This is a genomic window from Clostridium beijerinckii, assembly GCF_008705175.1.
In the GTDB taxonomy this organism is placed as follows: Bacteria; Bacillota; Clostridia; order Clostridiales; family Clostridiaceae; genus Clostridium; species Clostridium beijerinckii.
Genome location: NZ_CP043998.1, coordinates 2192883 through 2205390, shown reverse-complemented (window position 1 = coordinate 2205390; position 12508 = coordinate 2192883). Strand labels below are relative to the sequence as shown.

Here is a 12508-nt window from a genome sequence, read left to right as displayed (position 1 = left end):
AGCCCTATTAATAAATAGAGCAATTGACATGTTTTACCCATGTTCAATTGCTCAATCATTGAAATTATTAACTTTTTTGAATTTAACATATCTTTTAAAATCTTAATTGCATCATAGCTGCTTTTTTTATATGTGTATCTATGTTGCAAAACTAATTCGTCATCATAATTCTAAAAATATTGCAAGAATTTTAGCCTCAATTGTGAATTGCAACATATACATATGATTTGGTTTATACTATTTCACACACTCTTTCCAAATAAATAAATTAAAAAACAAATTTAAATTTTAGATATACACCGCACCAGAAATGGTGGGTACTTTCTTAAACAAATAAATCAACATTTACACTTAACTTGCAGTGAAAACTTTATCCAAAATACACATCTTTCCACTAAATACTTATTAAACACTCACTTCACACACTATTTTTAGATAAATAATTTTAAAAATAAATTTAAGTTTTGGAATATCCGCTATACCAGAAATGATAGGTACTCTTTTGTAACCACAAGGGTCATAATATGCAGTGTTGCATTTAGAATACTAATGTAGGATTTCTTCATTAGAAATTGCCAAAACTTTAAGTTCATATTTTCACTAGAAATCATAAATATATTTGTGGAGAAAACATTTGAAAATGAGCTGTTAAAGGTTCTTAGCTGTAGGTTGTTCCAATTTAGCTTGTCAAACTGAAAGTTGGAGCATGCTAAATTGGATACAACCTGCTGCTTAGAACCTTCAGCGATATTTTCATAGTTTTTCGGAATCAAAATATTTATGATTTCGGTAATTATGCATATTTATCTACATTACTAATTCAAAATCTTCATCTTTTACGTCTCTATCTTGTCTATCCATTAATGCACCAAGCATTAATTCTAATAATCTCATAGCACCTCTATATCCAACATTAGGCATATATGAATGAACATATCTATCTAATACTGGGAATCCAATTCTAACTAGTGGGATATCTTCAGCTCTTGCTATGTATTTACCATGAGTTCCACCCATTAGTAAATCAACAGATTCATTCTTAATTAATTGATGTAATTCAAAAAGATCAGCATCTTGTTTAGCTATGCAGCCTTCAACACCAAATTCATCAAACAATGCTTGCATTTGTTTTTCAAATACATTTGATGGAGTTCCTGTAATTACATACTTAGGAATCATTCCAAGCTCTAATAAGAATTTAGATAAAGCAATTAGCACATCTGGATCTCCATATAAAGCTACTTTCTTTCCATCATAATATGGATGAGAGTCAATCATTATATCAACTAATTGTCCTCTTTCTTCTTCAAGTTCATAAGGAACTTGTTGCTTGCTGAATTTACTTAATTCCATAATTAATTCATCTGTAGAACCAATACCTATTGGCATCTTTAATGTAGAGTATGGAATCTTGAATGATTTTTCAAGAGTAGATGCTCCTGCTTCTGAAGCAAAACTTCCTAGTGCTAATGTTTTTTCGCAGTCACCTAATTCAATAATATCTTGAATCTTTGTACCACCCTTTGGATACATTTCATATTTTCCAGTCATTGGGGCATCTAAAACTCCAGTTGTATCTGGTAACATTGTAAAATCTACACCCATAAGTTTTAATAATCTCTTTACTTCACGCATATCGCCAGGGTTAACGAATCCAGGAATCACGCACATTTTTCCGTTCTTTACTCCAGTTGTTTTAGATAAACCTTTAATAAAGCCAGTAACCATATTAGAGAATCCAGTAATATGTGATCCAACATAACTTGGGGTATTTGCATGTAACACATATTTTCCTTCTGGAATATCTATAGCATCAATAAAACCTTTTAAATCATCACCAATTGTTTCTGATAAACATGTAGTATGAACTGCAATTATTTCTGGATTATACATATCAAAGATATTTTTAACAGCAGTTTTAATATTGCTACCACCACCAAATACGCAAGCACCTTCACTAAATGATGAACTAGTTGCTATAGCTGGTTCTTTGAAATGTCTAGATAAAACTGTTCTATGATATGAGCAACAACCTTGTGAACCATGACTGTGGGGCATACATCCATGAACTCCAAGAGCTGCATACATAGCACCAACAGGTTGACATGTTTTACTAGGATTAATAGTAATCGCTTTTCTTTCCTTAATTTCTTTAGGAGTTAAATCTAACATTATACCTCACCTCCAAATGTTCCTTCTAATATTGATTCAGTTTTCCATGGAGCTACAGTGTATTTCCATGCTGGAGTATATAAACTCATTGTTACATCTCTACCAAAGTTTGCAGCACCCTTAAATCCTGCATAAGGTCCACTATAATCATAAGAGTGCAATTGTCTTGATAATACTCCACCTTTTTGTATTATATATTTATCCTTAATGCCCGAGAAAAACATGTCAAGTTTTAACTTTTTAATAAATTCTTCTGTTTCAAATTCATTTAAGTCATCAACTACAATCGAACCTTTTTTCATGTCACGCATCATACCTGGATAATATTCTAAATTAATGATTTCTTTCTTTAATTCTTCTAATTCTTCATCTGTTTTAACTGGTTTATATTTACCTTCAATTTTTTCTACTTCTAATACTTCGATATTTTTTAAATCCGCATCTTCAATTATAGTTGGTATTACTTCTCTACCTTCATAGTCATCTCTATGTGCAAATTCAAATCCTGCAACTAATGTTTCTACACCTAAATCATTTAATAGCATTTGATAATGGTGAGATCTTGAACCTCCAACATATAAACCTGCCTTTTTACCAGTTAACTTGCTTTTATAATAATCCATATCATCTTTAATATCTTCAAGCTCTTCAGCTATAACAGCCTCTGTTCTTTCTGTGAACTCTGGATCATTAAAGAATTTCGCAATATCTCTTAAAGTTCTAACAGTACAATCAACCCCGATAAAATCAACTTTTATCCATGCAGTACCATATTGAATTTTCATCATTTCTGCGATATAATTAATGGAACGGTGACATTGGACTAGATTTAAATCTGCAGTATGGGCTTTTCTTATATCGTCAATGCTAGCATCACCTGTCATGACTGATATAACTTCATAGCCTATTTTCTTTAGAATTCTTTCTATTTCCCAAGCGTCACCACCTATGTTATATTCACCAAGGATATTAACTGAATGAGTTTTTGGTGTGTAATCCATAGTTCCTATTACAGATTTTATCAGCTTGTTATTTGCAATATGATGTCCTGCTGATTGAGATACACCTTTATATCCTTCACAAGGGAATGATATAACATCAATTCCATACAATTCTTTAGATTCATTTGCAACTGCTGGTAAGTCATCACCTATAAGTCCAACTGGACATGTCGCACATATAAATATTGCTTTTGGATTAAATATATCTACAATTTCTTTTATAGCAGCCTTTAATTTCTTTTCTCCACCAAATACGATATCACTTTCACCTAAATTTGTAGAAAAACAATATTGTATAAAGTTTCCGTCGCCTTTCTGTGGTATTGCTTTATTTCTTCTAGTACCCCATGAATAATATCCACATCCTATCGGTCCATGAGTTAAAAGTACTATATCTTTTAATGGTCCAAGAACAACACCTTTACATCCAGCATAACAACATCCTCTATGTGTCATAACTCCTGGTATAGTTCTTCTATTTGCATCTATTTCTTGAGTTTCCTGCTCAAGTTCAAGCATATGTTTCTTTCTGTTTTTATATACTTTGGCACTATACTTGTCCAAAACACTATCAACTTTACTCATTAACTTCACCTCCACACTTTAAATTGCCTCTTCACCTATTTGTCCATCTCTGACTCTGTATACTTCTTCAACTGGTAATACAAATATCTTTCCATCTCCTGGAGTCCCAGTTGAATTTACACTTATCACAGTATCTACTACTGTTTTTACTTCGTCATCTTTTACTACTAAAGTTATAAATCTTTTAGGTATTAATCTTCCTCTTTCTGATAAATTCTCACCATACGATGTTGGTGGTACTTCACCAGTTTCCATATAAGCTTCAACTAAAGCTATATCAATTGATTTCTTGCCTCTTCCAAGTACTTTTCTGCAAGTAATGGACGGAAAGCCAGCTTCTGCGAGTGCTTCTTTAGTTTTATTAACTTTATTCAAACGAATAATACACATAACTTCTTTCATAAAGCTATTCCTCCTATTTCAATTTTATAATCCTGATTTTCCACTACTTACAGTGTATACTTCCTCAATCGGTGCAACGAATATTTTTCCATCTCCAAATGCACCTTTTTCTCCAGTTCTAGAATTTCTTATTATTACTTTTATGACATCGTCTTTATCTTCATCTTTAACTGCAATCAGAAGCATCTCTTTTGGAAGCTCATCATAATATACCTCTCCAACTTTGATTCCTTTTTGTTTTCCTCTACCGTAAACTGCCATCTTCGTTACTTCTGGGAATCCAGCATCCAATAATTCTGAAAGCACAGTACTAACCCTTTCTGGTCTTATTATTGCTCGAATCATATACATATCTCTCTATCTCCTTTTATTTAATATTTTGTTTTATATATTTTTCAACTTAAATTTCACATTATAAATAATTGAATTCAAAAAATCCTGAATTGAAAAGTGGTGCTCCAAAAGTGATGCTCCAAATCTTGTATTTGGATAGCAGAACTTTCGCCTTGTGGGAATCTTCTATTTGGTTAGCAAAACTTTCTTTATGAGCTTCAACATTAATCAATAATTGTGAATTGTAAATTAATAATTGTGCTTTTATCTTAGATATCCATTAAACCATATTCCATTAATATTTCTTCTAATCTTTCTTGTTTCATTGGTTTTGGAATAACAAACATTTTATTTTCGTTTATATTCTTAGCCAATGTTCTGTATTCATCTGCTTGATCAGCTTTTGGATCAAATTCTATAACTGTTTGTTTGTGTATCTCAGCTCTTTGAACCATGTTATCTCTTGGTACGAAATGGATAAGTTGACTTCCAAGTTCTTTTGCAAAAGCTTCTAAAAGGTCTAATTCTTTATCAACTTTTCTACTATTACAGATGATTCCACCTAATCTAACTCCACCAGTTTTAGCATATTTTTGAATACCTTTTGAAATATTGTTAGCTGCATATAATGCCATCATTTCTCCAGATGCAACGATGTATATTTCTTGTGCTTTACCTTCTCTGATTGGCATTGCAAAGCCACCACATACAACGTCTCCTAATACATCATAAAATACATAGTCTAAATCAGGTGTATATGCTCCTAATTGTTCAAGCATTCCTATTGAAGTAATAATACCTCTACCTGCACATCCAACTCCTGGTTCTGGTCCGCCTGATTCAACGCATCTTATATTTCCATATCCTGTTTTTAAGATTGCATCTAATTCAATGTCGTCTCCTTCTTCTCTTAAAGTATCTAGAACTGTTTTTTGTGCTAAACCTCCAAGAACTAATCTTGTGGAATCTGCTTTAGGATCACATCCTACGATCATTATATTCTTTCCCATTTCAGCTAAAGCTGAAGTTAAATTTTGTGTGGTTGTAGATTTTCCTATTCCACCCTTTCCATAAATAGCTACTTGTCTCATATTAGTTTCCTCCTCATAATTAAATATATTATATAAGCCCAAATGGGTCATTATAACTTATTTGTATTAATATAACAATAAATTATTTTAAAAAAATAAGCCTAATTTATTTAACTATTAATAGTTATAATAAAATAGACTTCTTTGTCCTTTCATTGTAATAAAAAAATCTAAGTCGTTAACTTCCTCATTGAGTTAAACACTTAGACTCCATTGCCTTAATGACAGGTTAATATTTTTTTAATTTAAGTTATATTATTTCAAAAAAACTTGTATATAATTACTTTTTTATTAATTTCTTTTTTTCATTTGCTTGTTTTATTTATTGAAACTATAATATCACAAAAAACTGATATTGCAAACTATTTTTTTATTTTCTATAACTTTTCTAATGATAACGATATATTTTTATCAATTTATCAAAATCATTCGTGTTTTGTTAAATTTAATGAGAATTATTTATTTCTATCTCCATTAAGGGTAAAGTGTCTTTCTCCAAATGCTTTTATCTCAAATTTATTTTCTTTAATCTCATATTCATATTGTTTATCTATTATGACCTTATCATCAATAAATTCCACCTTTAAAGTTATCGTATCCAGAACTTCACTGTTAGAATACAATCTAATTTTTTTGGGAGAATGAAAAATCGTGTCACCTTCCGATGTTTTAATTGTAATTGTATTAGTAGATGTGATAAGAGCTTTTATGCTTCCATCCTCATAAAATTCTAAAGAATTACTATCCCCATGAATTCCCATTGCATTAACGTCATAAGCTTCGATTTTTCCAATGGGCGTTTTTATATTTGTTGCAATTAATGGCTCACAGGATTTTATTTTTCCACTTTTATATAAAGAGACTCCTATTCTGCCTGCAAAATTATATTCTCCAAGATTTATTTTAATTCTTTCTTTTGGCCACAATGTGATACTTTTAAGTTCTTGTGTTTCATAAAAATGAAGAGACATAATCTTAGCTTCAAATGATGAAAAATCAAAACTAAATTTATAAGCTTTTGCCAATTTATATTCATCATCTTCAGTCCAATACCCTGATAATCTTCCATTCAAAGGAAACAATCTATTTATTTCACCATCTTCATAGAATGTTATTTTTTCAACTTCAAATACACCTATACTAGTATTTATTACTGTCAAATCATTTAATGAAATACTCTTAATATTGCCATTCTTAAATACCTTTACTGGTGGAAATTCTTTTCTTCTTTCATCTACAAATCCATGCAACGGTACTAAATTATAGTCTAAAACTTTTAATTCACTGTATTCTTCCACCTTATACGCTTCTGGTTCCCCAGTGGAATAATACTCAGCAATAATAGCATCATTTAAAATACCATACTTAGTTATTATTTTCTCCATAAATTCGCCTCCTAGTCTATTATTTCTTTCATGTGCCTCAAACATTTTTCTGTACAGTTACCATATAATCATTTCTTTTTATCTCATTAATGGATAATAAGATTTCACCATTGTCCATTTTTGCAACCAGCCAAGGTGGTACATGACAGCAGTGTACTTCTATTTTTTTTACATCCTCTTTTTCTAAATAAGGAATTATTGCCTTTTTAGAAGTTATTTCAGGGTTTATCAGCTCTAATTCCTGTAGATCTATCATGAAATATCCATCGCCAAGTTTCTTAGCAATTTCAACTTCTTTATTTTCATTCTCCTCTTGGACTATTTCATTTTTAATAATTTCATCAAAATAATCAAATGGGTTTCCTTCCAATTCCCAAACACTAAAATCCCCCATATAAAATACACTATACGGAATTCCAAAAGCCTTTGTTACTATTATAATTTTACAATCATCCATTTCATTAATTACATTTTTGTATTCCTGTCTGATTTCATTTATTGATTTTTCACCACCTGCCCTATTAATTAAAATAGTTTTTTTTGTTTTCCACAAATGTTTTTCTTTTGCAAATATTTTTACATATCGTGCTTCTTCAAAAGAACTTATAAGATCTTTTTCGTTTAAAAATACTCCTATTTCATCCATATACCATCGCTCCTTTATTTAGATATATTCAAAAAATAATCAATCATCATTTATTATTTTCTTTCATATACCTTATTTTTTAATAACAAAAAGGCACAGTAAAATTACTGCGCCTTTGCATAAAATTATAATATTAATCTTATACTATATCATTATTTATGTTTTATCAAGTATTTTGCCTATATCTTTTAAATCATATCCGCCTAAACTTTCAATTTCCCTCTTAAACTCTTCACTTTGAATGGTTCTAATTATAAGTTGATATATAGGATATTTTAAATCAGATTCCTTGATAACTAAGTCATATCTTTCTTCCTGAATTTTAATAAAATCAATCCCATCAACCTGATTAGCTGCTTTTTCATTTCCTATCCCAACATTACCTTCCCCTCTTGCAATACTTCTTGCTACTGCAGAGTGGGATTGTTTTTCAATATTATATCCTTTAATTTGTTCTCTATTTATATTATTAACTCTTAATTTCTCATCAAGCAAAATTCTTATTCCAGAACCCTTTTCCCTATTTATCATGGATATATCTTCTTTAATCAAATCTTTCCAATTAGTTATTTTATTGGGATTTCCTTTTGGAACATAAAAACCAACATTTCTGTAAGCCAGGTTTATAATTAAACAAGATATACCTGGAACTAGTTTTCTTACAAAAGCAGTATTATATTCATTAGTATCTCCATCCCATAAATGTACTGACGATATAGAAATTTTATCATTATATAAGTCATATAGACCTGAATAGCTTCCTGTATTAGACCTAAGTACCCTTATATCATTTGCCTTTTCCATAATTTTTTCTGCTAAAACATCTAAAATCACATCTTGCCCTGATATTATAATATCATTTGAATTTTCCACTTTTTTTATATTACTCAGGTTTTCTTCTATTACTGGCTCATCTATTAATATCTTAATCTGATTATTGCTACCTTTCGTTACCTTTTGACTATTGATGTAATTCTCAACATCCTTTTTATCAATTCTAAGCTTTTTCCCTACTTTGTATCCAGGTAATTCACCTCTTTTGACCATTTCATACACTGTATTTTTAGTTATCTTTAATAGTTCAGCGACATCTACTGCCGTTAGGGATTCTTCATTATTCATAGAACTTCCCTCCTCCGTATAATAATTTATTCTAACATTTAGAGGTGAGAATTTCTAGCATTTAGAAACATTTATTTAACTTTGGAAGTAATTTGTTTATATCATTATTGCTTATAAAATCCCATCCCAACCAATTTAACTTATAATTGTTTTCTTTTAAATACTCTAAATAATACATTGGATGAGGCAGTGCTGCATCTTTGCATACATTTTGTACTTGTTCACTAGTAAAATAATTCACCACATTTTCCAACATGTTTGAAATATCATTTTGGACTAATAATGTCACTGGACTAACTATTGCACCTTCTTCAGGCCAAACAATCTTAACATTCTTATTATTTTTAAGGAGCCTTGCATAAAAATAAGGAATAACACTAATTGTAGGTGAATTCTCAATTCCTTTCCCTGCATTCTTTACCATTTCAGCTGGATGTCCGCCAAATCCAACAAGTTCTTTTAATTTCATAATTCCATCCATACCATAATCTTTATATATCGCTAGCAATGTTGTTTCACAATACTTTCCTCTCTTTCCTCTTATGGCAACTTCTTTTTTAAATGAACTATTCAAAAGTTCTCCCCACGAGGTTGGTATATTTCTATTATTCAATTTAGTTAAATCTACTGCCATAACTAAATGATTTAATGCTATTATATAATAATTACCTTTTGGATCACTAAAATCATTTTCAATTAATTTTCCATCTTCTATGCTTTTGACTTCCTTAAAGTATTTTTCTTCTATTGCCTTAGCTCTAAAATCTTTTCTATAAAAACTATTAACTCCGGCACTTATAATAATCTTTGGCAATTCCTCTTTTTTAGGAATATATGAAGACTCATCCATCCACATGACCTCATAATTAGCATTACCTTCAACAAGATATTTAAAATCACATTCACTTTCTAAATTATTTATCATTTCATCAAAACCAATTTCTATTGGCACTTTTATAGGGCACGGTAACAATCCAAGAACATCGTATTGTGATTTATCAATTATATTTTTCATCTTCCCCATATTTTTAAACCTCCATCTTATATTTTTTTCACTTATTTTTAATAAGAAGATGTTCCATTTTTGCTTGTCACGAGCTTGCCTCGGGAGCATGCAGAAATGGTGCAACTTCTGATGTTAGAAATTCACAGCTGTATTCTATAGAAACCGAAACAACAGAGTTCACCTAATTTCGGTTGGCTATTGCGTAAGTCTAAAGTCGCATTTGAATATCTATAGAAAATATTCTTTCATGTCCCAATCTATTACTTTTCCACTTCTTAAGGCATTTCTGAGTTCTAACATTTTATTATCAATTTGTTTCATAATCTTAAGATTATCTCTTTCCTTTGGAACTGTTGTGATTACTTTATTTATCGCACCATTTTTTATCACAATTCTCTTATCCCCAAGCAATGCTAATATAGGGTCATGAGTAGATACAAAAACTATTTTTCCTTCTTTAACTAAAAGTTCTAATGCTCTACTTCTATCTACCCCTGCATTTTCAATTTCATCAATGAGTACTATTGGGGAAACGCTTAATAATGCTGTATCTGCAATCATTAATGCTCTTGATTGCCCCCCGCTCAATGAAGTTATATGTGTATCCCCAGTGAATTCTTCTCCTGCTAGTTCATTTGCATATTTTACTATTTTGTCTGTAATACTTTTTATCTCTATAACATTCCTGCTTTTTGCATGCATTCTTATAAATTCTTCTACAGATACATCCATTACAAAATTCATATTCTGCGAAAGCTCTGCAACCAGCCTGCTACAATTTAAATTTTCTCCATTTATTTTTATAATTCTTCCAGTTGGAGTATCACCACTCGCAATACACTCTATATCTTCGAGTAATCTACTTTTACCAGATCCTGTAGGTCCAACTATGCAAATTACTTCTCCTACTTTAATTGTAAGTTCAATATCTTCTTTATTTCCACCTTTATCATGTCCTCCTACAATTGTTAATGAGTTAACTATTGTGCAGTCTATTTCAGATATTTCACTATTTTTGTCTAAAGAATAACTCGTTTTAAGTTCTCTGTTACTTTTAATTTCTTGGAAATTTATTTTTTTTGTGTTTCCAGTTTGGTAATCCTTACCTATTATTGTTTCTCCAAGGCAATAAGAGCATAATGCTGAAGGCATTGTAAATCTAAGTTTTTCTCCTTCAAGATTCTCAATAGATTTTGCTTTTTTTATGCTTAAACTTAATTCATAAGCCCCCTGACCAGTAAGACCATTAACATACACTATGTGTGCCTTTGGATTAGCCTCTTTTACCATAAAACTAAAGACTTCTCTTTCAGCTTGAGAAACTATGTCACCTTTTGTAATTACTACAATATCCGCATATTTTAACATTGGTCCAATCTTTTTAGGAGTGTTTACTCCAGAAAGACTATCTATTACGCATACTGCTAAAATACCTTTAATATGAGGTGAGCACCTATTGCATAACCCCGCACTCTCGCTTATCAACAAATCAAAACCATTCTCTGTTCCATATTTAATACAATCATCTATACTACTGATATAAAAGTGATCCGGGCAAAGATTTCCTGATAATCCTACCATAACCTCAATTCCTGCCTTTTTATAAAGTAAATCATCATAAGTTGTAAGACAATCAAATTTTACAACTCCACATTTTCTTTGTTCCGATTTTAAGCACTCAATTACCTTTAATATTACTGAAGTCTTGCCCGATGATGGTGGTCCGGAAAATGTAACAAATTTCAAATCAATCACTCCATTCTTGTTCAACCTTTTAAGATACTATTGTTGGGATATCATAATTTAATTTTTTATAAACAAAAAATCTCAAAGAGTTTTCTACATTTCTGCATTCTCCTCTTTGAGATCATTATTAATCATTCCGAACATTTCATATAGATATCATAAATATACGCACTACCCATATTCCGGTATCATGTAAAGAATTATTTTTGATATATATTTTTTATCTAAATATATATAGTAGGCTGCTAGTAAAAAAGAGAATATCTTAGCTTAAGATATCCTCTTTTGATTATGATTTCATATGTAGTATAAGATGAGAGCGAACTAAGCCATAACCATTACTGATGTTGCCTTAATTACTGCTGTAGCTTCTGATCCTACTGTTAATCCTAGTTCCTTTACTGCATCCATTGAGATAGTTGCTGATATTATAGTATTTTCAGCAATTTCGATTTTTACCGATGCATTTACTGCCCCTTCTTTAATTTCAACAACTTTTCCTGCCAATTGGTTTCTTGCACTTAATTTCATTTTTATTTCCTCCCCAAGTTGAATTCAATCAATGTTGTTATGTTACTATTGATTATGTACATTATAGTTATTTTGAGCTAATTTACAATATTTTCTCTATTATGTTAAAATTTATCATTTGACAATACAATTTGAAAATAGTTTTACATCAGCATCACATTTATAAAATCATTTATTATTTCAATAAATACAATGAGCCAAAAATATCTTGAAATAATTATAAAAGATTATGAGTAGAATCAATAATCTTATGTAATCACTGTTTCTACATGACAAATGCAATATAGAGATGTGATATTACAAGCTATATAATTTTACATAATTATATATTTTCTTAAACATAAGCAAAAAAAGATCTCAAAGAAGCTCATACATTTCTGTAATCTCTTCTTTGAGATCTTTATCTAATAAAACATAACGTAACATCACATTACTATTAGCCTAATTATAATCATATCCTAATAATTTTGTCAATATTACTATTCAAG

At 30.2% G+C, this 12508-nt stretch carries 11 protein-coding genes; all 11 read right to left on the bottom strand.

The genetic code is table 11. From position 1 onward, the window contains the following. Nucleotides 1-807 precede the first annotated feature (807 nt). On the bottom strand, nucleotides 808-2172 hold the full coding sequence (gene nifK / locus F3K33_RS09985; protein ID WP_012058234.1) for a nitrogenase molybdenum-iron protein subunit beta: 1365 nt from the start codon (nucleotides 2170-2172) through the stop codon (nucleotides 808-810). Beyond that, nucleotides 2172-3758: a nitrogenase component I subunit alpha gene (locus F3K33_RS09980; protein ID WP_023976170.1), complete on the bottom strand. Its 1587-nt coding sequence runs from the start codon at nucleotides 3756-3758 to the stop codon at nucleotides 2172-2174. Before F3K33_RS09980 ends, nifK begins: the two co-directional genes overlap by 1 nt. Nucleotides 3759-3776: 18 nt before the next feature. Beyond that, nucleotides 3777-4160, bottom strand: a complete 384-nt coding sequence (locus F3K33_RS09975) for a P-II family nitrogen regulator (RefSeq protein ID WP_012058232.1) — start codon at nucleotides 4158-4160, stop codon at nucleotides 3777-3779. A 24-nt stretch (nucleotides 4161-4184) separates the two neighbouring features. After that, nucleotides 4185-4511, bottom strand: coding sequence for a P-II family nitrogen regulator (locus F3K33_RS09970; RefSeq protein ID WP_012058231.1), 327 nt, complete (start codon nucleotides 4509-4511; stop codon nucleotides 4185-4187). A 251-nt stretch (nucleotides 4512-4762) separates the two neighbouring features. Continuing rightward, nucleotides 4763-5584, bottom strand: coding sequence for a nitrogenase iron protein (nifH, locus tag F3K33_RS09965; RefSeq protein WP_012058230.1), 822 nt, complete (start codon nucleotides 5582-5584; stop codon nucleotides 4763-4765). Nucleotides 5585-6039: 455 nt separating this feature from the next. Further along, entirely contained in the window at nucleotides 6040-6969 is a 930-nt protein-coding gene (locus tag F3K33_RS09960) for a hypothetical protein (RefSeq protein WP_039773843.1), read from the bottom strand. A 37-nt stretch (nucleotides 6970-7006) separates the two neighbouring features. Then, nucleotides 7007-7615: a Fe-only nitrogenase accessory AnfO family protein gene (locus F3K33_RS09955; protein ID WP_039773844.1), complete on the bottom strand. Its 609-nt coding sequence runs from the start codon at nucleotides 7613-7615 to the stop codon at nucleotides 7007-7009. A 156-nt stretch (nucleotides 7616-7771) separates the two neighbouring features. Beyond that, on the bottom strand, nucleotides 7772-8737 hold the full coding sequence (locus F3K33_RS09950; protein WP_023976174.1) for a substrate-binding domain-containing protein: 966 nt from the start codon (nucleotides 8735-8737) through the stop codon (nucleotides 7772-7774). A 61-nt stretch (nucleotides 8738-8798) separates the two neighbouring features. Then, on the bottom strand, nucleotides 8799-9761 hold the full coding sequence (locus F3K33_RS09945; RefSeq protein ID WP_039773845.1) for an ABC transporter substrate-binding protein: 963 nt from the start codon (nucleotides 9759-9761) through the stop codon (nucleotides 8799-8801). 210 nt (nucleotides 9762-9971) lie between these two features. After that, nucleotides 9972-11489 (bottom strand): ATP-binding cassette domain-containing protein, encoded by a 1518-nt coding sequence (locus F3K33_RS09940; protein ID WP_039773846.1) that lies wholly within the window; start codon nucleotides 11487-11489, stop codon nucleotides 9972-9974. A 324-nt stretch (nucleotides 11490-11813) separates the two neighbouring features. Further along, nucleotides 11814-12020 (bottom strand): TOBE domain-containing protein, encoded by a 207-nt coding sequence (locus F3K33_RS09935; RefSeq protein ID WP_039773847.1) that lies wholly within the window; start codon nucleotides 12018-12020, stop codon nucleotides 11814-11816. Nucleotides 12021-12508: the final 488 nt, after the last annotated feature.